The following is a 19758-nucleotide window of genomic DNA, read 5'->3' as shown; positions in this document are numbered from 1 at the left end:
GTCAGTGTCCCCTCGGTACCGAGGCCAGCCGGGCGACGTCACGCAGCACCAGGTCGAGGCTGCCCGCTCCGGCCCAGGCCACCACCGGCACGCCGTGCTCGCGCAGCCGGCCCAGCACGTTCTCCCGCTCCATCCGCCACAGCCGGGTGGCGGCCGACGTCCACTGGTTGCGCACCGCCGGAGTGGCCTGCGCGGGCAGGGTGTCGACGGCCACCACGTACCGGCCCGACTGGGTGAGCAGGGCGAGCATGTCGGCGGCCCGCGGGTCGACCAGCGGGGTGAGCACGACGACCAGGGCGGACGAGGAGACGTGGTGGGCGCTGACGATGTTCTCGAACTGCTCGGTCCCGGCCGGGTCGGGCCGGACGTCGAGCAGCCACTCCAGCACCGTCAGGTACTGCCGGCGGCCGGAGGCGGGTCGCAGCCGGCGGGCGGTCGAGCCGTACTCCAGCAGCGAGACCCGGTCACCCCGGTGCAGGTAGTGCTCGGCGATCGCGGCCGCGGCCCGGACCGTGGTGTCCAGCACCGACGAGTCGCCGCGGACGCCACCGGAGAGGCCGATCTCACCGAGCACGTCGAGCAGGAGCAGCACCTCGGCGTCCCGGTCCGACAGGGTCGAGGCGACGTGCAGGTCACGGGTCCGCAGCGAGACGCGCCAGTCGATGCGTCGTAGCCGGTCGCCGGGCGCGAACTGGCGTACCCCCGCGAGCTCTCCGCCCTCACCCGGCCGCCGGGACCGGTGCGCACCGACCAGGCCCGCCGCGGCCGGCATCGCCTCCGTCGCCTTGAACGGCTCGGTGACCGGATAGACCCGCACGCCCTGCGCCGGGGTGACCACCGGCCGGCAGGCCAGCAGGCCGCCGCAGGCCGCGGCGCGGGCGGCGGCCGGGCCGACGTCCTGCCGGCCCCAGCGCAGCGCCTCGCCGGGAAGGTCGATGGCGGCCCAGCCGTCGGCGCCCACGGTGATCGCGAACGGCCGGTCGGCGTGCTCCAGGGTCAGCCAGGGCGAGGTCCGGGTGCGGACGACGACCAGGTCGTAATCGATCGAGTCCGGGTTGGCGACGGTCAGTCCCGCCTCCACCTCACCGCCCTCGACCAGGTAGGACTCGTTGGTGCTGATGGTGATCTCGGGTACGGCGACCGGGGTGCGGCGCAGGTTGATCGCCGCGCCGATCGCGAACGGCGCCGCGAGCAGCACCAGGTCGACCCGGCCCAGCGCCACCCCGAGCAGCAGGAGCAGGCCGGTGAGCAGGACCGTCCGGCCGAGAGCCCGGGTGGGCACCCAGACCGGGCCGGACGGCGACTCGGCCGTGCCCGGTGCGGGCACGGCCGGCCGGAGGCGCAGCAGATCAGTCATGCCGGGCGTACGTCGGGAGCGCCCCACTGGCCGGGGCCGGCACCGCGGTGAGCACCTCCTGGACCACGAAGGACGGATTGACCTGGCGCAGCCACATCTCCGGGCGCAGCGTGATCCGGTGGGCGAGTGCGGGGATCGCGACGTCCTTCACGTCCTCCGGCACCACGTAGTCACGGCCGGCCATCACGGCGCGGGCGCGGGCCAGCAGCAGCAGGGCGAGCGAGCCGCGGGGCGAGGAGCCGACGAGGACCGCGCTGTGCTCGCGGGTCGCGGAGGCCAGCGCCACGATGTACCGGCCGATGGAGTCCTCGACCGCCACCGACTCCAGGGCGGCCTGCATCAGCTGGAGCGTCCGGGAGTCCACCACCGGGGAGAGCGTCGCCTCCTCCTGGCGGCGCGACATCCGGCGCTGCAGCACCGTCCACTCCTCCTCGGCCGTCGGATAGCCGAACGACACCCGGAGCAGGAACCGGTCGAGCTGGGCCTCGGGCAGCGGGTACGTGCCCTCGTACTCGATCGGGTTGGCGGTCGCGATCACGTGGAACGGCGGGTCCAGCCGGTACGTCACGCCCTCGACCGACACCTGCTTCTCCTGCATCGCCTCGAGCAGGGCCGACTGGGTCTTCGGTGGCGTCCGGTTGATCTCGTCGGCCAGCAGCATGTTGGTGAAGACCGGACCGGCCCGGAAGGCGAAGTCGCCCTTGCGCTGGTCGTAGAGGAACGAGCCGGTGACGTCGGCGGGCAGCAGGTCGGGGGTGAACTGGAGCCGGCGGAAGTCGAGGCCGAGCGCCTGGGCGAACGACCGGGCGGTCAGCGTCTTGCCCAGGCCTGGCATGTCCTCCAGCAGCACGTGGCCGCCGGCCAGGATCCCGGCCAGCACCAGCTCCAGCGAGTCCCGTTTACCCACCAGGACCGAGCCGACCGAGTCGAGGACCGCCCCGGCCAGCCGCCCGACCTCGTACGGGGGAAGAGCCTGCGTCACCGGCGCACCTTTCTCACAGTCGTTCCATGGCGTCTAGGTAAGTCTCGACGTCCCGGGCCTTGAGCGCGCGACGGCCCGGTTCGGACAGCGCCGACCAGAGGTCGTCACCGAGGAGTTCCCGGGCCCGGCGCGGGTCACTGGCGCGGGTGAAGCCGTGCCGCAGCCGCAACCGCTCATCGGTCAGTTCCGCCAGCACCGGCAGAACGTTACGCGCATACAGTTCCGGGTCCGAGTGGGCCCGGTCCAGGTTCTGTTCCCAGCGGCGCACCGCGGCCCGGAGCGAGTCGTCGGTCGGGGACGGACTGGCACCGATCCGGGACCGCAGCCGGGGCGCGGGCGGCGGGGCGACCAGACCGGCCGCGTAGATGATCACGCGGAGGCCGATCAGGAGGCTGACCAGGAGCACCGTCGAGATGCTCGTGCCGAGCGCGCGCAGGCCGGCCGTGATGACGATGGCGACCAGACCGATCACGACGGCGTTGCCGACCAGTGTGATCATCATCGAGCGCCGCCTGTCGACGGTCTCGGTCTCCTCGACGGTCCGCGGGGTGTCGGCGATACCGAAGAGATCGTCCAGTCCACCGTCGCTCATGCCGGTGCTCCGCTCCGGGCGGCGCCCAGGTCGGCACGCAGCCGCTCCAGGGCGGACCGCGCCTGCTGCCGCATCTGGTCGTCGACGGTGTGCGTCGCATACCGCGCCTCGCGGTAGACCTCCAGCAGCGCGGCGAGCACGCCGGCGTCGACCTGCTGCTCGGCGAGCAACCGTCCGACGTAGTCGGTGGGGCTGTCACCGGGGTGCCGCGGCGTACCGGCCGCGGCGGTGGCGTCCTCCAGGCGCACCCAGCAGGCGATCACCGCCCGGCGTGGGTCACGGTCGGTGTCGGACAGTTCCTCCAGGCCGGCGTCGAGGGCGGCGACCAGGTCGTCGGCGGTCTGCTGCGCCCGGCGCGGCTGGTGCCGGCCGGCGCGGGCGGGGCGGCGGCGCAGGTGATCGCGGACCAGTGCCCAGGTGAGGCCGACCACCATCAGCACCGCCCCGGCGAGGAGCACGGCCAGTGTGGCGGTGCCCACCCAGCCCGGCAGGGCCTGGGCCGGCTCCGGGATGGACTCCTGGACGCTCGGTTGCACGGACGGGCGGGGCGGCAGCAGGGGTGGCCGGGTCGGCTGCGCGTCCGGCTCGAGCTGGTCGAGCTGCGGAGCGGACCGGGTCGCGGCGAGCGAGGTCACGAAGAGCAGTCCGAGGACAGCGGCGAGGGGCCACCATCGGCGCAGTGCGGCGAAGTCCATAAACGGGGCTCAGATCCGTGGCTCGGGGATTGTCGGCGCTCGCATCATGCCAGGCCTGCCAGGGCCTTCGCACGGCCGAACACGTCGTCCAGCATGGGCGGGGTGAGCCGGCCGGTGAACGTGTTCTGCTGGCTGACGTGGAAACAGCCCAGCAGAACGGGCGCGCCGGGCACGCTGACCTGGGCACCGTGCCCGAATTTCGGCCGGGGCACCGGTGGCCGCACGCCGTAGGCCGCGATCATCGCCGGCCACCACGCGGCCCATGCGAAGGCACCGAGCGCGACCACCACCCGCAGGGTGGGCCGGACCAGCTCCAGCTCCCGCCGGAACCACGGCGCGCACGTGTCGCGTTCCTCGGGCAGCGGCTTGTTGTCCGGCGGGGCGCAGCGCACCGCGGAGAAGACCCGGGTGTGCCGCAGCGCCAGGCCGTCGTCGGCGGCGACGCTGGTCGGCTGGTTGGCGAGACCGGCCCGGTGCAGCGCGGCGAAGAGGACGTCACCGGACCGGTCGCCGGTGAAGATCCGCCCGGTGCGGTTACCGCCGTGCGCGGCCGGTGCCAGGCCGAGGATGGCGATCTCGGCGTCGGCCGGGCCGAACCCGGGGACCGGACGTCCCCAATACTCCTGGTCACGGAACGACGCCCGCCGCGTCACGGCGATGTCGGTGCGCCAGGCCACCAGGCGCGGGCAGGCGAAACAGTCCGCGACACGGGCGTCGAGCGCGGTCAGCGAGGCGGCCCCGGTCGCCTGGGCGACGACCATGGCGGGGGTACGCGCGGAGGCGCCGGACGGAAGCACCCGTCCAGCACAGCATCCGCGCGCGGACGGAACGCACCCGGGTCGGCCGCGGGCATCCGTTGCGGACGCCCGTGACCGACCCGGACCGGACTCGTGGTGAGGGTCAGTTGACCTTCAGGCAGAGCAGGTAGCCCTTGTCCTCCTGGGAGGCGATGACGGCACCCTCCTCGCCCTCCTTGAGGCCGGTGTTGATGATGTCGTCGCAGGCCGGGCTGTTCTCATCCTTGATGCCCTCGACCCGGCCCAGCACGGTGTACTTCGCGTCGGACGCGGTGCAGTCGACGATCTTGGCGTCGACCTCGGTGGTGGTCTCCTTGACCTCCTGCGAGATGCCGAGGCAGTCGCCGGCCTTGGCGTCCTTGGTCGGGTCCTCGCTGAGCGCGTCGCCGATACCGACCTTGATCACCACGAAGATCACGCCGACGACGACGGCGCCGACAACGCCGAGGATCTTACGGCCGGTCTTGCTCTTCGGCTTGCCCTCGGTGCCCGGGAAGGGCGCGGGCGGCGGGAAGCCCGGAGCTCCGGAGTTCGGCGGCGGGAAGCCCGGGGCTCCCGCGTTCGGCGGCGGGAAGCCCTGAGCTCCCGCGTGCGGCGGCGGAAAGCCCGGGGCCCCCGCGTACGGCGGCGGGAACTGGCCACCGGCGTTGGGGGGCGGGTAACCCTGGGGCCCCGCGTTCGGCGGCGGGAACTGGCCACCGGATGAGGGCGGCACGACCGGGTCTGTCATCGGGCTTTCCTTTCAAGGGGTACGACCGGCACAGCTGGCCGGCACGCGAGGATAGCGATCCTCATCGCTCGCGCGCGATCCCCTTTGCAGCCTGATTCGTCACCGTGGCCGAGCCGCAACCATCACCGGTGTCACCTGCTGGGACTTGGGATGGCGGGTGTGGTGGGTGTGGCGGGCGGCTGCTCCGCGTCACCCGCGGACGGGCCTGTGGACGGAGCTGTGGACAACGACGGCTCACCGGCCCGGAACGGCGCCTGGTCCGGACAGTACGGATACCCCGGGTTCACGATCGGCACCGGACTGTCGAGCTCGTCGTCGCACATCGGGTCCCCGAGCCGGATCGGCCGACCATGCTGGTCATAGAGCTGCACGCCCACCAGCAGCCGGCCCTCGGCGTCGTAGACGAAGACGTCGCGGATGTCACTCAGCGGCTCAGGGGGCGGGTCGGTGTATTCGACGGTGTAGTAGTAGTCGCGCTGCGCCGCCGAGTCGACCTCGAAGAAGCCGACCACCGCGAAGATCACCAGGAAGCCGGTGCCAAGTCGCTGCAGGCGCCGCGGCCACGAACCGGCCGGCCGCGCACGGCGGCCCAGCCAGATCGAACCGAGGATGCCGAGACTGAGCAGCAGGATCGCCGCCAGGTCGTCGTCACCGGCGCGGGGCAGCAGACCCAGTGGCGTGTCGTGGTCGTGCAGCATGAAGGCCACCGCCATGGCGGCCAGATAACCGCGCAGGACCCACCAGGCGGGCCGCAGCAGCGCCAGGAACTCACTCGCCCGCGCATAGCCGAGCACCGGCCCGGCCCGCTCGTCGGCCCGGCGCAGCACCCGGTCGATCCGGGCCCGATGGCGGGCGGCGGTCTCCGCGATCCGCGACCGCTCCCCCGCCGGCGGCGTGGCCGTGGTGAAACCGGCGCTCGCGCTGAGCTCGGCCGCGTAGGCGGCCGGTGGGCCGAGCCGCTCATACAGTGAGCCGCCGCCCTCGGCCAGCACCTCGGCGAGGTGCTCCGGCAGGTCTTCGAGCAACTCGTCCCGGGTCGCGGCCGGCAGGCCGGCGAGCGCCTCCCGGACGCCCTCGACGTAGACGGCGATCTCGTCCTGTGCCGTGAGGTTCACGCCTTCCCCCGCTCGCGAAGCAGATCTTCCATGATCGACGCGAAGCCCTGCCACACCTTGCCGGAGCTCTGGAGCTCGGCGCGGCCGGCCTCGTTGAGTGCGTAATACTTCCGGTGCGGGCCCTCGTCGCTGGGCACCACATAGCTGTTCAGCAGGCCGTTGTTGAAGAGTCGGCGCAGCGTGCCGTAGACCGAGGCGTCACCGACCTCCTCCAGACCGGCGGCGCGCAGGCGGCGCAGGATGTCGTAGCCATAACCGTCCTCGTCGCGGAGCACAGCGAGGACGGCCAGGTCGAGCACCCCTTTGAGCAGTTGCGTCGCATCCACGCGGAGCACACTACTGCGCAATCCGAAGTACCGTCAACAACGCACTACCGATCAGGGGTGATGCGGAGGATCAGACGGCCAGGCCGAAGGCGATGCCGTCGAGGATGTCGTGCTCCGAGGCGATCACGAAGTCGTGGCCGGAGCGTTCACTGATCAGTTTCATGATCAGGGCACCGGCACCGATCACGTCGGCACGGCCGGGATGCATCACCGGCAGGGCGAGCCGCTCGGCGACGGTCATCGCCAGCAGCTCATCGGTCACCCGGGCGACGGTCGGCGTGTCGATCCGGCTGTGGTGGATGCGCGTGGAGTCGTACACCTCGAGGTCGTGAGCCAGAGCGGCAACCGTGGTGACCGTCCCGGCGAGGCCGACCAACGTCTTCGCCGACCGGCCGGACACCGCCGCCAGGGCGGTGTCGACGGCCTCGACGACGTCCGCCTCCGCCGCCGCGAGCTCGGCCGCCGTCGGCGGATCGCTGTGCAGATGCCGCTCGGTCATCCGGACGCAACCGATGTCCATCGAGATCGACCGCTCGACGCCGGTCGTCCCGGTGACGAACTCGGTGGAACCACCGCCCAGGTCGTAGACCAGGTACGGGCCCTCGGCGTCCAGCCCGTTCACGGCACCGAGGAAGGACAGCTCGGCCTCCTGCTCGCCGGTGATCACCTCGGGATCGATGCCGAGCACCCCGCGGACCATCGTCCGGAAGTCCTCCGCGTTCGAGGCGTCCCGGCTGGCCGACGTGGCACACATCCGCACCCGGGTGACACCCAGCTCGGCGATCTCGGCGGCATAACCGAGCAGAGCCTGCCGGGTACGTTCGATCGCCGCCGGAGCGAGCATGCCGGTACGGTCCACGCCCTCCCCCAGCCGCACGATCTCCATCCGCCGGGAGACGTCGGCCAGCTTGTCCCCGGCCACGTCGGCGATCAGCAGACGGATCGCGTTCGTCCCACAGTCCACGGCGGCAACGCGCACGCTCATAGGTGCAGCAGCATTCTCGTGTTCCCCAGCGTGTTCGGCTTGACCCGTTCCAGGTCCAGGAATTCGGCCACGCCCTCGTCGTAGGAGCGCAGCAACTGCTCGTAGACGCCGTGCGGCACGGCGGCCCCGTCGATCTCGGTGAACCCGAACGACCCGAAGAACCGGGTCTCGAACGTCAGGCAGAAGACCCGCCGCACGCCCAGCTCACGGGCCTGGTCGAGGAGCGCCGAGACGATCCGGTGGCCGATCTTCCGACCACGCAGCGTCGGGTCGACAGCGACCGTCCGGATCTCGGCGAGGTCCTCCCACATCACGTGCAGCGCGCCGCAGCCGACCACCCGGCCGTCCGCGGACTCCGCCACCCAGAACTCCTGGACCTGCTCGTAGAGCGTGACGGTGGCCTTGCTGAGCAGCCGGCGATCGGTGGTGTAGGTGTCCACCAGCGACCGGATCGCCCGGATGTCCCCGGTCCGGGCCCGCCGGACGTTCACTCGCCGTCCGCCAGGCGCACGCACGGCCCGCCCGCCCAGTAGGGCTCGACCGCGTCACGCACCTCGTCGCCGAACGGGTTGACGCCGCGCCCGGCGGCCAGCGCGTGCCCGAGGTGGACGTGCAGGCACTTCACCCGGTCCGGCATGCCGCCGGCCGAGACGTTCCTGATCTCCGGCACGTCCTCGATCGCGGTGCGCCGGTCCAGATAGTCCTGGTGGGCGGCCCCATACTTCTTGGCCAGCTCGGGATCGGTGCTGAGCCGCTCCTGCATGTCGCGCATGACGCCGGCCGACTCCAGCCGGCTGCACGCCGCGGTGGCATGCGGGCAGGTCAGGTAATACATGGTCGGGAACGGTGTGCCGTCGTCCAGACGCGGGGAGGTCTCCACCACGTCGGGGTTGCCGCACGGGCAGCGGTGCGCGATCGCACGGGTGCCACGCGGACGGCGGCCGAGCTGGGCCGCCACGATGTCGAGGTCGGCGGGTGTGGGTTCGTCCATCAGTCCGGATCAGTCCTGGGGTTTCGCGTGGGAGGGCTCGGCGTTGGCGGCTTGGACACTGCTCCACAGCGTGTCGTACCACCGGTCGGGGGCGGCCGCCGGGGTCTGCTCGGCGGCGGCCACGTCGTCCTCGTTGGGCACGACGAGCAGCGGTGTCTCACCGGGACGGACGTAGGAGAATCGCTCCAGCGCCTGGATGCGCAGATACTCCGGGTCCTTCCACTTCGCCAGCTGCTTCTCCGACGCGGTGATCTCGGCCCGCTGCGCGGCCACGGCCGCCTCCATCTCGGCGATCTGCGACTCCTGCTCCAGGTACACCCGCAGGGGGTACGTGTAGGCGAGGGCGAGAACGACGACGAGCGCGATGAGGACGGTGGCCCGGCCGGTCAGCGCGCGCGGACGGGGAGCGTCGGTGCGCTGGGCGGCTGCGCCACCGGAGGATCCCCCAGGTGTACGGCGAGCCGACGGCACCCGGATCGGCCCGGTGTTCCTGGTGCGGGAAGGGGAGGGCCGGCCACCCGCTCCGGCGCGGCGACGGGTCGGGCCCTGGCCACTCGGTGTGCGGCGTTCCGTCATCTCCGCCCTCCCGTCAGCCGTGGCTCGTGGCGCCCGCCCTGGAAAACCTATGCCTCCAGAGCGGGCATCACAAAACCCGATGATCCCTGTTCGGCCGTCAGGCGACGCGGTAACGCGGGAACGCGCCCGCACCGGCGTACCGGGCGGCGCTCTCCAGCTGCTCCTCGATGCGCAGGAGCTGGTTGTACTTCGCGACCCGGTCGGACCGGGCCGGCGCGCCGGTCTTGATCTGGCCGGAGCCGACCGCGACGGCCAGGTCGGCGATGGTGACGTCCTCGGTCTCGCCGGAACGGTGGCTCATCATCGTCTTGAAACCGGCCCGGTGGGCCAGGTCCACGGCGTCCAGCGTCTCGGTGAGCGAACCGATCTGGTTCACCTTGACCAGCAGCGCGTTCGCCGACTTCTCGGCGATGCCGCGGGCCAGGCGCTGCGGGTTGGTGACGAACAGGTCGTCACCGACGATCTGGACCTTGTCGCCGATCTGAGCGGTCAGCGCGCCCCAACCGGCCCAGTCCTCCTCGTCCAGCGGGTCCTCGATGGAGACGATCGGGTACTCGGCGGCCAGCTTCGCGTAGTACGCGATCATCTCGTCGGTCGACTTCGGGGCGCCTTCGAAGACGTACTCCCCGTTCTTGTGGAACTCGGTCGCGGCGACGTCCATGGCCAGCACGATGTCGCTGCCCAAAGTGTAACCGGCGGCCTGGACGGCCTCGGCGATCAGGTCGAGGGCCGCGGCGTTGGTCGGCAGGTTGGGCGCGAAGCCGCCCTCGTCACCGAGACCGGTCGACAGGCCCTTCTTCTTCAGCACCGACTTGAGCGCGTGGTAGACCTCGGCACCGGCCCGGACCGCCTCGCGGAAGGTCGGCGCGCCGATCGGGGCGATCATGAACTCCTGGACATCGACGTTGGAGTCGGCGTGCGACCCACCGTTCAGGATGTTCATCATCGGCACCGGCAGCAGCGACGCGTTCGGCCCACCGAGGTAGCGGAACAGCGGCAGCTCGGCGGAAGCCGCGGCGGCCTTCGCCACGGCGAGCGAGACGCCGAGGATCGCGTTCGCACCGAGCGAGGACTTGGTGTCCGTACCGTCGAGGTCGAGCATCTTCTGGTCGATCAGGCGCTGGTCCGAAGCCTCGTAGCCGACCAACTCGTCGACCAGCTTCTCTTCGATGTTCTCGACCGCCTGGAGAACACCCTTGCCGAGGTAGCGGTCCTTGTCGCCGTCGCGGAGCTCGAGCGCCTCGAACGCGCCGGTGGAAGCGCCGGACGGCACCGCCGCGCGGCCGATCGAGCCGTCGTCCAGGCCGACCTCGACCTCAACGGTCGGGTTGCCCCGGGAATCGAGGATCTCGCGGGCGACGATTGCTTCAATGGTGGCCATTGGTCGTGTCGCTCCCTAACGTTTGTACGAATACAGTTTCGGTCCGCGACCCTGCGGGCCGACCACACCGCAGAGCGTATCGAGTCCGGCCATGACGCGTTCGCGCGGCCGGTGAACTCCCCCGCCGGATCACCTCAAACCTGCGGCGTACCTGCCGAAGCGATGAGCACTATGACCAGTAGCCTGTTTCCCGCCGACGGGTCGCGTGTCGAGTTGGACATCGGTGACCAGACCCTCACGGAAGTCCGCGTGGTCCGGGTCGCCGAGACCACCGTGACCCTGTCCCTTCCCCTCGCCGACGCCGGGCTCAAGGTCGGCTCCGTGGTGATCCTGCGCTGGCCGGCCGGGCCCCGTGGCCGGTACAACCAGCAGGGGACCGTACGGAGGACCGACGAGAACCGGATCGACATCACGCTGCTCGGCGACCCGGAGATCGAGCAGCTGCGCAACTTCGTGCGCGGCGGCGGGGGCGAGAGCATCCTGCTGGTCCGGGCCGACGAGCCGCAGCGCGTCGGCCGGGTGCACGACCTCAGCGAACGCTCGGTGCGGGCCTACTTCGGAGACGTCGACCTGCGGCCCGGCGAGCAGATGCTGCTCCAGTTGCAGCTCGGCGAGGAGATCGTCCAGTTCCCGGCCACCGCCTACCGGGTGGCCCAGATCCGCCAGCAGGTCCCGGTCCGCGGGCCCCTGGTCACCGAGATGGTGGCGATCTTCGAGCAGGACGAGCGACAGGCGACGGTCATCCGGCGGTACGTGATGCGCCTCCAGTCGCAGGCCCGACGCGAAGCGGCCGCGGCCGCCGCGCTCGCCGAGGAGACACTGGCCGAGGCCGCGGCGATGGCCGGCCGCTGAATCCCGGAATACGAATGGAAATACGGTCCGGAAGGTCCCGTTAATGGCGGACCTCCGGCCGGTTAATTGTCGTGCCATCAGCCCTCGAATCATCGATGCACATCGCCGGATACTCGATTGCGCGGGGTTGCGCGGGTACGTCAGGGTGGTCTCCGTGCCCGCCACCCCGCACCCCGTACGCGCCGGCCGTCCCCCGCTCCGCACCGCCCGCCCGGCACCCCGAACCGCCCGCCCGGCACCCCGCGCCGGCCGCTCCGGGTCCCACGCGGCCCGGCTCCGCGGCAGCCCACGGCGCGGGGCGGCCCCGCACGCGGACCGGCGGCAGCGGTGGCCGGGTGCTCTGCGAACGGCCGCGCTGGTCGTCGCGCTCCTGACCGGCACGACCGCGTGCACCGGCCTGGACCGGGCCAGCGCCGCCGGGCTCGCCGACGAGGCTTTGGTCTCCGAAGCTGCCGACCGGATCGCCGCGGCCGGCGGGCTGACCTGGACGACCACCTACCGCCTGGCCGGTGGGGCCACCGCACGGGTGGCGCGCTCCCAGACGCCGGCCCGGGTGGCTTACACGTGGCCGTCCGGCAGTCTGATCAGCACCTCCGAGGCCCTGATCCGCTGTGCCGGAGCCGGGGACGAGGCCGTCTGCACCGCCACGTCACCGGGCGGCGACGAGTCGATCCCGGCCTCGACCGGTCTGGTCACGCCGGCCGCGATCCTCGGCATGCTGGAGGTCGCCGCGGTCGACCCGGGCACGGAGGTCGTCCCCCGGGAGACCACGATCGCCGGCCGTTACGCCTCCTGTCTCCGGTTCGACGGCGGCACGGGCTTCGAGGTGTGCGTGACGGTCGAGGGCACCGTCGCCGCCTTCACCGGCACGGTCGACGGCGCCCAGGTCGAGATGCTGCTGACCGATTACCGCGTCGGCAGCGACGAGACCGACTTCACCGTCCCACCGGACGCCCGTCTCGACGACCGCCGCCCCACCTGATCACGACCCCGGCACGGCCCCGCCGAGCGGGCGCGCCGGTGAGCGGGCGCGCCGGTGAGCGGGCTCCTGTGGCGGGACGGACCGTCGGGTCAGACGCCCAGGAGGGTGCGCAGGTGCCGGGGTGGCGGTGAGCCGTGCGCCAGCATCGCGTCGTGCCAGGCTTTCGGGGTGGCGCCGAACGGGCGGGCCGCCGCGATCGCCGCCACCTCGGTGTAGCCGACGAAATAGGTCGAGAGCTGGGTGGACGTGAGCAGGGCACGCCGCCACTTGCCGGCCGCCTCGCCCTCCTCCTGGAAGCCGCGGCCGGTCATCAGCGCCATCGCCTCCGCCTCGGGCATGTCCTCGCAGTGGGTGAGCTGGTCGATGATCGCGTTCAGGCTCATCCGCAACTGCATCTTGAGCTGCTGCACCCGGACCGGCAGACCACCGAAGCCGAGACCGGCCATCAGCTCCTCGGCGTAGACCGCCCAGCCCTCGACGAACGGGCCGGACCAGCCGAGCGAACGCACCCGGGTGGCGGCCCGGAACCGCCGGGAGTGGGCGATCTGCAGGAAGTGGCCGGGCATCGCCTCGTGGACGGTGAGGTTGCGCAGCATCTCGTCGTTGTACTCACGGTAGAAGCTGGCGATCCGCTCGGCCGGCCAGTCGGCCGGGGCCGGGGCGATGCAGTAGAACGTGGGCACGTCGGCGGTCTCGAGCGGGCCGGGCGGGTCACAGTAGGCCACCGCGACACCCCGGGCGAACTCCGGCATCTCCTCGATGACGCACGGATCGTCCACCAGGGACAGCACGTCGTGCCGCCGGACGAACTCGGTCGCCTCGGCCATCGTCACCTGGGCCAGCCCGACGATGGTGGAGTCGTCGGGGTGTCTGCCGGCGATCGTGTCGAGGGCGCGGCGGACCGTCTCGTCGGTGGCCGGGCCGCCGGTCAGCTCGGCCGACGCCACCCGCAGCGCCTCGCTGACCCGGTCCAGGTTGTCCCACGCCCGGGAGAGGATCTCGGCGGCGGGCAGCTCGGTGTCGAGGGTGTGCCAGAGGCGGGCCTCCCAGAGCGGGCGGCCGAGCCGCGGCTCACGGCCGGGGTCGTCGCCCTCCAGCCGGGCCCGCAGCCAGCCGTCGAACTCGCCGAGGGCGGACAGCGCCGCGGCGGCGGCCGGCTCCACCTCGGCACGCCGGCCGGGCGCCTGGGCCAGCAGCCGGGGCACCTGGTCGCGGACGAGCCCGGCGGTGCCGGCGAACTGGCCGATCGCGGTCTCGGCGTGGATGCGGGGCACGTCACGCAGCACGGCACGGGCGGTGGCCAGCGCGTCGGGGATGGCCGCCAGACGGCCGGCCAGGCCGGCCAGCCGCTCGTCGAGGGGTGCGAACGGGCGGGCGATCAGGGCGTGCAGCAGCGGGCCGGGATTGTGCTCCAGAGGATTCCACTCGTGCTCGCGGATCTCGGTCAGCTCGAAGATCGCACGCTCCACCCGCGCGGTGAGGATCGCGTGGTCGACCTGGTCCTCCGGGTCGAAGCTGTCGGGGTCGACGGCGCTGAGCGCATCGGCGGCGTCCCGCAGCATGGCGACGCGGCCGGACACGGCGGCGGCGGAATGGTCGGGCAGACGGTCGTCGAAACGGTGGTCACCCGCGGAGGAGGCGGTGGCGGGGTCGCTCTCCAGCAGGGCGTCGACGATCCGCTCGGCAAGCGGTACGAACTCCGGCATGCCGTGAAACCTACTCGGAGGGACCGACATTTTCCGGCGGCGCACCCGGCGAGCAGGTGATCAACGCTCCGCGGCGCGCACCGCTTCGGCGTAGAGCAGGGTGGCGGCGCGCAGGGCGGCCTCGGCGTCCAGTCCGGCGGCGCGGGCCTCGGCGACCACCCGCAGCAGCAGGCTGCCGAGGTCGTCGTCGGAGGGCAGCGGTACGGACAGCCCGCCCCGCTCCACCCGGTGCAGGATCTTCGCGGCCAGGGCGAGGGCCGGCTGGCTGAGCGCGATCCCGTCGAGCACCGAGTCCCGGGCCTTCTCCTCGCGCTTGATCCGCTCCCAGTTGGCGGTGATCTCCTCGATGTCGGTGATCTGCTCGCCGCCGAACACGTGCGGGTTGCGGCGGATCATCTTCTCGACCAGGCCGCCGGCCACGTCGTCGACGCTCCACCGGTCGCTCTCCGGGCGGTCCTCGGCGAGGCGGGCGTGCAGCAGCACCTGGAGGAGCACGTCGCCGAGTTCCTCGCGCAGCGCGCCCAGGTCGCCGCCGGTGATCGCGTCGTACGCCTCGTAGCTCTCCTCCAGCAGGTAGGGGGCGAGCGTCAGGTGGGTCTGCTCCCGTTTCCACGGGTCGCCGCCGGGTGAGGCGAGCCGGTCCATCACGGTGACGGCGTCCAGGAGCCGGGCGCCGGGCGGGTCCCAGGAGCCGTACATCAGCTCCAGTTCGGCCAGGCCGGGCTCGCGGGCCAGGCGCAGCCCGAGCTGCCGGGCGAAGGTCTGGTCACCGTCGGGCCCGGCGAGCCAGACGACGGCGGGCCGGCCGGCGACGGCGTCCAGCAGTCCCTGGGCGTCGGTGTCCAGGACGGTGACCGGGACACCGGTGACCCGCAGGGCGTCGGCCTGGGCGCTGTCCGCGGCGGCGTAGACGGGGTACGCCCGGACGGTGTCCCACGCCTCGGCGGTCAGCAGCCCCGCCGGCAGCCGGGGCGAGGTGACCAGCAGAACGATCCTGGTGCTCAAGAGGCGTCGGCCACCGGAACCGACCAGCGGTCGTCGAAGTCGGCGGTGAGCAGGTCCAGCGCACCGGTCTCGCCCTCCACGCCGAGCACGGTCAGGTCGAACGCGTACCGCGGGTTGAGTTTGACGCGCAGCTCGTCGGCGGTGGCCCGGACCTCCTCGCGCAGCCGCGCCGCGGCGGCCACCGCCTGGAGGTTCTGCTCGCCCTGGGCGGAACGCCAGGTGGCGTAGTCCTGGCCGGGCTCGACACCGCCGTTGGCGGTCAGCTGGTCGTAGACGAAGCGCATGTCCTGGTCGGTCGGCGTGGCGGTGGAGACCAGCGACTGGGTCAGCAGGCCGCGCAGGTAGTAGTTCTCGATGTAGAGCTTCGCGTAGGTGGAGTCGGCGGGCAGCTTCTTCTCCGCGGCGAACTGCTCGTACGGCACGTCGGCGGGCAGCCGCACCGCGTGCTTGTCGGCGAGGCGGGCGTAGATCTCGTGGCCGACCAGCGCCTGGAGGACCTGCGTCCGGGTGAAGGGCACCTGCGCCCGCTCGGCCGTGATGGTGGGCGCGGGGGTGACCTCCTCGCCGGCCTCCTCGCGCTTCTTCTCGGTCTCCCGCTGCGCCTTCTCGGCCTCCGCCGCCTCGGCTCGCGCCTGGTCGGTCAGGGTGTCGTAGGCCTCGTTCCAGACCTTGTCGAGCTCCTGCTCGGTGATCTCCCCGGCGCTGCCCATATAGGCGGCCACGGATGACTCCGAGCGGCAGGCGGACAGGCCGCCCACGGCGAGGGACGCGGCGACAACAGCGGAGGCGAGTCGGCGGGCACGCAGCATGGTCAACACTCTCTCACGGGCATTGTGATTTACGTCGCCCGGGCGGCGCCGGTTTTCACCGGCTCCCCGAGAACGTCCTTGAGCAGCTGCGCGCACCACTGGAGAAGAGCCTGGTCGCGCAGCAGTTCGCCACCGATGCGGCGGGTACTGGGCCGCGGGACGCTGACCTGGTCGGCGCCGGTCTTGTAGACCGAGTCCGGGTGGTAGCGCTTGAGCCGCATCTGCTTGGAGTCCGGCAGGGGGAGCGGCGAGAGCCGGATGTGCTTGCCCTGCATGGACACGTCGGTGAGGCCGTAGGTACGGGCCACCTGCCGGAACCGGGCGACCGCGATGAGGTTGACGACCGGGGCGGGCGGTTCGCCGTAGCGGTCCTTCATCTCGCCGACCACCTCGTCGAGGCGGGTGTCGTCGCGGGCCTCGGCGAGTTTGCGGTACATCTCCAGGCGCAGGCGCTCGACCGAGATGTACTCGGTGGGCAGGTGCGCGTCGATCGGCAGGTCGATCTTGACCTCGGGCTCCTCCTCCTGCCGTTCGCCCTTGAACTGGGCCACGGCCTCGCCGACCATCCGCACGTAGAGGTCGAAGCCGACGCCCTCGATGTGGCCGGACTGCTCGCCGCCGAGCAGGTTGCCGGCGCCGCGGATCTCCAGGTCCTTCATCGCGACGTACATGCCGGCGCCGAGTTCGGTGTGCTGGGCGATGGTGGCGAGGCGCTCGTGGGCGTGCTCGGTGAGCGGCTTGTCCCGGGGGTAGAGGAAGTACGCGTACGCCCGCTCGCGCCCCCGGCCGACCCGGCCCCGGATCTGGTGCAGCTGGGCGAGACCGAGCAGGTCGGCGCGCTCCAGGATGAGGGTGTTGGCGTTCGGGATGTCGATGCCGGACTCGACGATCGTGGTGCAGACCAGGACGTCGAACTCCTTCTCCCAGAAGCCGACCATCACCTTCTCGAGCTGTTCCTCGCTCATCTGGCCGTGCGCCACCGCGACCCGCGCCTCGGGCACCAGCTCGCGCAGCTTGCGGGCGGCCCGGTCGATCGATTCGACCCGGTTGTGCAGGTAGAAGACCTGGCCGTCGCGCAGCAGCTCGCGGTGGATCGCGGCGGCGACCTGCTTCTCGTCGTACGCGCCGACGTAGGTGAGGACCGGGTGGCGCTCCTCCGGCGGGGTGGCGATGGTCGACATCTCGCGGATGCCGGTGATCGCCATCTCCAGGGTCCGCGGGATCGGGGTGGCCGACATGGTCAGCACGTCGACCGAGGCGCGCAGGGCCTTGAGCTGCTCCTTGTGCTCGACGCCGAAGCGCTGCTCCTCGTCGACGATGATCAGGCCGAGGTTCTTGAAGCGGGTCGACTTGGCGAGCAGCCGGTGGGTGCCGATGATGATGTCGACCGTGCCGTTGGCGGCGCCCTCCAGGGTGAGGGTGGTCTCCTTCGGCGTCTGGAACCGGGACAGCTGCCGGATCTGCACCGGGAACTGGCTCATCCGCTCGGTGAACGTGTTGAAGTGCTGCTGGGCGAGCAGGGTCGTCGGCACGAGCACGGCCACCTGCTTGCCGTCCTGTACGGCCTTGAACGCCGCCCGTACCGCGATCTCGGTCTTGCCGTAACCGACGTCGCCGCAGATCAGCCTGTCCATCGGGACCTGTAGTTCCATGTCGTGCTTGACCTCGATGATCGCGGCCATCTGGTCGGGCGTCTCGGTGTATGGGAAGGCGTCCTCCAGCTCCCGCTGCCACGGGGTGTCCGGGCCGAACGCGTGGCCCGAGGAGGCCTGGCGCGCCGCGTACAGCTGGATGAGCTGGGCGGCGATCTCCTTGACCGCCTTCTTGGCGCGGGCCTTGCTCTTCTGCCAGTCGGCGCCGCCCATCTTGTGCAGGGTGGGCGACTCGCCGCCGACGTAGCGGGAGAGCTGGTCCAGCTGGTCGGTGGGGACGAAGAGCCGGTCGCCGGGCTGGCCCCGCTTGGAGGCGGCGTACTCGATGACCAGGTACTCCCGCTCGGCGCCGTTGACGACCCGCTGCACCAGCTCGATGTAGCGGCCGATGCCGTGCTGCTCGTGCACCACGAAGTCGCCGGTCTTCAGCTCCAGCGGATCGATGGTGTTGCGCCGCCGGGCCGGCAGCTTGCGCATGTCCCTGGTGGACGCGCCACGGCCGCCGGAGATGTCGTTGCCGGTGATCACGGCCAGCCGGGAGGCCTCGTCGACGAAACCGTGGTTCAGCCCGCCGCAGGTGATCAGGACCTGCCCGTCCCGGATGGCGGACGGGATCGAGTCCACCGGGGTGACGCCCAGGCCGGCGTCGCGGAGCAACTCGGCGGCCCGCTGTGCGGTGCCCTTGCCTTCGAAGACCAGCGCGATCGCCCAGCCCTGACCGGCCCAGCCGGCGAGGTCACCGGCGAGCTTGGCGGTGTCGCCGTGGTAGAGCGGGACGGGCTGCGCGGCCAGCGCGATCGCGTCCCCCGTGTCCGGGGCGACCTCGGTGACCGGGGCGTCCTCCCAGGGCAGTGCCTCGGCGGGGGTGTCGGCCAGCCCGAAGGGTGAGATCGACCACCACGGCTGATGCAGGACCGCGGCGTGCGCCCGGACGTCGGCCAGACTGCGGAAGGCCACGGCGCCGACGTCGATCGGCGCCTGCCCGCCGACGGCGGCCGCGGCCCAGGAGGCTTCCAGGAACTCGTCCGACGTACGGGTGAGGTCGTGCGCCCGGGTCCGGATCCGCTCCGGGTCGCAGAGCAGGACGTGGGTCCCGGCCGGCATGCAGTCGACCAGCAACTCCATGCTGTCGGTCCCCTGCACCAGCGCGGGGGCCAGCGACTCCATCCCCTCGACCGGAATGCCCTCGGCCAGCTTGTCCAGGATCTCGGCGAGCTCGGGGTGCTCGGCCGCGAGGGCGGCGGCCCTGGCCCGGACGTCCGGGGTGAGCAGCAGTTCCCGGCAGGGCGGCGCCCACAGCCGCGGGACCTGGTCGATGGTCCGCTGGTCGGCGACCGCGAAGGTGCGGATCTCCTCGACCTCGTCGCCCCAGAACTCGACCCGGGACGGGTGCTCGTCGGTCGGCGGGAACACGTCCAGGATGCCGCCGCGGACCGCGAACTCGCCGCGCTTGGTGACCAGGTCGACCCGTGCGTACGCCATGTCGGAGAGCCGCCGCGCGACCGCCTCCAGCTCCATCTCCCGGCCGGTGACCAGCTCCACCGGTTCCAGGTCGCCGAGGCCCTTGAGCTGTGGCTGCAGCAGCGACCGGACCGGTGCGACGACCACCCGCAACGGCGTGTCACCGGGGTGGGCGAGGCGGCGCAGCACGGCCAGCCGGCGCCCGACCGTGTCGGAGCGCGGTGACAGCCGCTCGTGCGGCAGGGTCTCCCAGGACGGGTAGACGGCGACCAGTTCGGGATCGATCAGGCAACCCAGCGCGTCGGCCAGGTCGTCGGCCTCGCGCGAGGTGGCGGTGACGGCCAGGACGGACCGCTGGGCGCCGCCGAGATCGGCCGGGCCGGCGACGGCGGCGACCACGAACGGGCGCAACGAGACCGGTGCGGTCAGGTCGAGCGAGTCCGAATCGACGAAGCCCTTGGCCGCGAGGTCACGCGCACGTGCGAGGCCGCGATCGCGCAGGGCGGCAGGAATCAGACCGGACAGTTGCATGGCGAGTGACCCCCCGAGGGCACGACGAACAGCCCCGATCCGGGTGGCGGACGGGGGTGTGCCCCTCAGCTTAGTCCGACACGCCGACGGATCCCGCACCCCGCGCCTTATCGCACAGCATGTCCGACATGCGGGCCGCGTAGCCGTGGAAAAGTCCCCGGACGTTGCGCACGAAATGGGGGAGGTCGAAACGTGCGAATCCAGCCTGTCCCGATAACGACCGGGAAGATTCC

Annotated in this window: 19 protein-coding genes; 2 read left to right on the top strand and 17 right to left on the bottom strand. The window is 71.9% G+C overall.

The features are described 5' to 3' along the window. Position 1: 1 nt before the first annotated feature. The 13 genes from BC793_RS32505 to eno form a co-directional block, all read right to left on the bottom strand. The gene (locus BC793_RS32505) at positions 2 to 1357 is read right to left on the bottom strand and encodes a DUF58 domain-containing protein (RefSeq protein WP_109599539.1); all 1356 of its coding nucleotides are present in this window, start codon (positions 1355 to 1357) and stop codon (positions 2 to 4) included. After that, positions 1350 to 2339 carry an AAA family ATPase gene (locus BC793_RS32500; RefSeq protein WP_109599537.1) on the bottom strand — a complete coding sequence of 330 codons (990 nt, stop codon included), beginning with the start codon at positions 2337 to 2339 and terminating at the stop codon, positions 1350 to 1352. Before BC793_RS32500 ends, BC793_RS32505 begins: the two co-directional genes overlap by 8 nt. A 13-nt stretch (positions 2340 to 2352) precedes the next feature. Beyond that, entirely contained in the window at positions 2353 to 2931 is a 579-nt protein-coding gene (locus BC793_RS32495) for a hypothetical protein (protein WP_109599535.1), read from the bottom strand. Continuing rightward, positions 2928 to 3626: a DUF4129 domain-containing protein gene (locus BC793_RS32490; RefSeq protein WP_109599533.1), complete on the bottom strand. Its 699-nt coding sequence runs from the start codon at positions 3624 to 3626 to the stop codon at positions 2928 to 2930. The genes BC793_RS32495 and BC793_RS32490 overlap by 4 nt, the downstream gene beginning before the upstream one ends. A gap of 44 nt (positions 3627 to 3670) precedes the next feature. Continuing rightward, on the bottom strand, positions 3671 to 4387 hold the full coding sequence (locus BC793_RS32485) for a uracil-DNA glycosylase (protein ID WP_109599531.1): 717 nt from the start codon (positions 4385 to 4387) through the stop codon (positions 3671 to 3673). Positions 4388 to 4526: 139 nt separating this feature from the next. Beyond that, positions 4527 to 5153: an LppU/SCO3897 family protein gene (locus BC793_RS32480; protein ID WP_109599529.1), complete on the bottom strand. Its 627-nt coding sequence runs from the start codon at positions 5151 to 5153 to the stop codon at positions 4527 to 4529. A gap of 131 nt (positions 5154 to 5284) precedes the next feature. After that, complete coding sequence (locus tag BC793_RS32475; protein ID WP_109599527.1) at positions 5285 to 6268, bottom strand: HAAS signaling domain-containing protein; 984 nt, start codon at positions 6266 to 6268, stop codon at positions 5285 to 5287. Then, positions 6265 to 6594, bottom strand: a complete 330-nt coding sequence (locus tag BC793_RS32470; RefSeq protein ID WP_093618626.1) for a PadR family transcriptional regulator — start codon at positions 6592 to 6594, stop codon at positions 6265 to 6267. Before BC793_RS32470 ends, BC793_RS32475 begins: the two co-directional genes overlap by 4 nt. Before the next feature lie 70 nt (positions 6595 to 6664). Continuing rightward, the gene (locus BC793_RS32465; RefSeq protein ID WP_109599525.1) at positions 6665 to 7579 is read right to left on the bottom strand and encodes a Ppx/GppA phosphatase family protein; all 915 of its coding nucleotides are present in this window, start codon (positions 7577 to 7579) and stop codon (positions 6665 to 6667) included. Next, positions 7576 to 8070 carry an amino-acid N-acetyltransferase gene (locus tag BC793_RS32460; RefSeq protein ID WP_373871294.1) on the bottom strand — a complete coding sequence of 165 codons (495 nt, stop codon included), beginning with the start codon at positions 8068 to 8070 and terminating at the stop codon, positions 7576 to 7578. Before BC793_RS32460 ends, BC793_RS32465 begins: the two co-directional genes overlap by 4 nt. After that, complete coding sequence (locus tag BC793_RS32455; RefSeq protein WP_109599522.1) at positions 8067 to 8570, bottom strand: DUF501 domain-containing protein; 504 nt, start codon at positions 8568 to 8570, stop codon at positions 8067 to 8069. Before BC793_RS32455 ends, BC793_RS32460 begins: the two co-directional genes overlap by 4 nt. Before the next feature lie 9 nt (positions 8571 to 8579). After that, entirely contained in the window at positions 8580 to 9146 is a 567-nt protein-coding gene (locus tag BC793_RS32450) for an FtsB family cell division protein (RefSeq protein WP_109599520.1), read from the bottom strand. A gap of 97 nt (positions 9147 to 9243) precedes the next feature. Then, complete coding sequence (gene eno, locus BC793_RS32445) at positions 9244 to 10527, bottom strand: phosphopyruvate hydratase (RefSeq protein WP_109599518.1); 1284 nt, start codon at positions 10525 to 10527, stop codon at positions 9244 to 9246. A 171-nt stretch (positions 10528 to 10698) separates the two neighbouring features. Here eno and BC793_RS32440 point away from each other — a divergent pair, with 171 nt between their 5' ends. Together BC793_RS32440 and BC793_RS32435 are read left to right on the top strand one after the other, a co-directional pair. After that, the gene (locus BC793_RS32440; RefSeq protein ID WP_109599516.1) at positions 10699 to 11379 is read left to right on the top strand and encodes a hypothetical protein; all 681 of its coding nucleotides are present in this window, start codon (positions 10699 to 10701) and stop codon (positions 11377 to 11379) included. A 154-nt stretch (positions 11380 to 11533) separates the two neighbouring features. Then, the gene (locus BC793_RS32435; protein WP_146246528.1) at positions 11534 to 12361 is read left to right on the top strand and encodes a hypothetical protein; all 828 of its coding nucleotides are present in this window, start codon (positions 11534 to 11536) and stop codon (positions 12359 to 12361) included. 89 nt (positions 12362 to 12450) lie between these two features. Here BC793_RS32435 and BC793_RS32430 read toward each other — a convergent pair whose 3' ends face one another. Genes BC793_RS32430 through mfd form a run of 4 tightly spaced genes read right to left on the bottom strand, consistent with a single transcriptional unit; the run spans position 12451 to position 19525 of the window. After that, the gene (locus tag BC793_RS32430; protein ID WP_109599512.1) at positions 12451 to 14067 is read right to left on the bottom strand and encodes a DUF885 domain-containing protein; all 1617 of its coding nucleotides are present in this window, start codon (positions 14065 to 14067) and stop codon (positions 12451 to 12453) included. 60 nt (positions 14068 to 14127) lie between these two features. Beyond that, entirely contained in the window at positions 14128 to 15072 is a 945-nt protein-coding gene (locus tag BC793_RS32425) for a nucleoside triphosphate pyrophosphohydrolase (protein ID WP_109599510.1), read from the bottom strand. Beyond that, positions 15069 to 15881, bottom strand: coding sequence for a hypothetical protein (locus BC793_RS32420; protein WP_146246527.1), 813 nt, complete (start codon positions 15879 to 15881; stop codon positions 15069 to 15071). Before BC793_RS32420 ends, BC793_RS32425 begins: the two co-directional genes overlap by 4 nt. Before the next feature lie 29 nt (positions 15882 to 15910). Continuing rightward, positions 15911 to 19525 (bottom strand): transcription-repair coupling factor, encoded by a 3615-nt coding sequence (gene mfd, locus BC793_RS32415; protein ID WP_109599506.1) that lies wholly within the window; start codon positions 19523 to 19525, stop codon positions 15911 to 15913. Positions 19526 to 19758: the final 233 nt, after the last annotated feature.

Origin of the sequence: Actinoplanes xinjiangensis (assembly GCF_003148685.1) — a bacterium.
Taxonomy (GTDB): domain Bacteria; phylum Actinomycetota; class Actinomycetes; order Mycobacteriales; family Micromonosporaceae; genus Actinoplanes; species Actinoplanes xinjiangensis.
This window is presented reverse-complemented; position numbering and strand designations above follow the sequence as displayed.

Bases quoted from the DNA above. Each gene is read 5' to 3' on its own strand.
- BC793_RS32465 (WP_109599525.1), bottom strand. From the start codon at position 7,579: ATGAGCGTGCGCGTTGCCGCCGTGGACTGTGGGACGAACGCGATCCGT.
- BC793_RS32485 (WP_109599531.1), bottom strand. From the start codon at position 4,387: ATGGTCGTCGCCCAGGCGACCGGGGCCGCCTCGCTGACCGCGCTCGAC.
- BC793_RS32495 (WP_109599535.1), bottom strand. From the start codon at position 2,931: ATGAGCGACGGTGGACTGGACGATCTCTTCGGTATCGCCGACACCCCG.
- BC793_RS32450 (WP_109599520.1), bottom strand. From the start codon at position 9,146: ATGACGGAACGCCGCACACCGAGTGGCCAGGGCCCGACCCGTCGCCGC.
- BC793_RS32480 (WP_109599529.1), bottom strand. From the start codon at position 5,153: ATGACAGACCCGGTCGTGCCGCCCTCATCCGGTGGCCAGTTCCCGCCG.
- BC793_RS32440 (WP_109599516.1), top strand. From the start codon at position 10,699: ATGACCAGTAGCCTGTTTCCCGCCGACGGGTCGCGTGTCGAGTTGGAC.
- BC793_RS32455 (WP_109599522.1), bottom strand. From the start codon at position 8,570: ATGGACGAACCCACACCCGCCGACCTCGACATCGTGGCGGCCCAGCTC.
- eno (WP_109599518.1), bottom strand. From the start codon at position 10,527: ATGGCCACCATTGAAGCAATCGTCGCCCGCGAGATCCTCGATTCCCGG.
- BC793_RS32420 (WP_146246527.1), bottom strand. From the start codon at position 15,881: ATGCTGCGTGCCCGCCGACTCGCCTCCGCTGTTGTCGCCGCGTCCCTC.
- BC793_RS32505 (WP_109599539.1), bottom strand. From the start codon at position 1,357: ATGACTGATCTGCTGCGCCTCCGGCCGGCCGTGCCCGCACCGGGCACG.
- BC793_RS32430 (WP_109599512.1), bottom strand. From the start codon at position 14,067: ATGCCGGAGTTCGTACCGCTTGCCGAGCGGATCGTCGACGCCCTGCTG.
- mfd (WP_109599506.1), bottom strand. From the start codon at position 19,525: ATGCAACTGTCCGGTCTGATTCCTGCCGCCCTGCGCGATCGCGGCCTC.
- BC793_RS32490 (WP_109599533.1), bottom strand. From the start codon at position 3,626: ATGGACTTCGCCGCACTGCGCCGATGGTGGCCCCTCGCCGCTGTCCTC.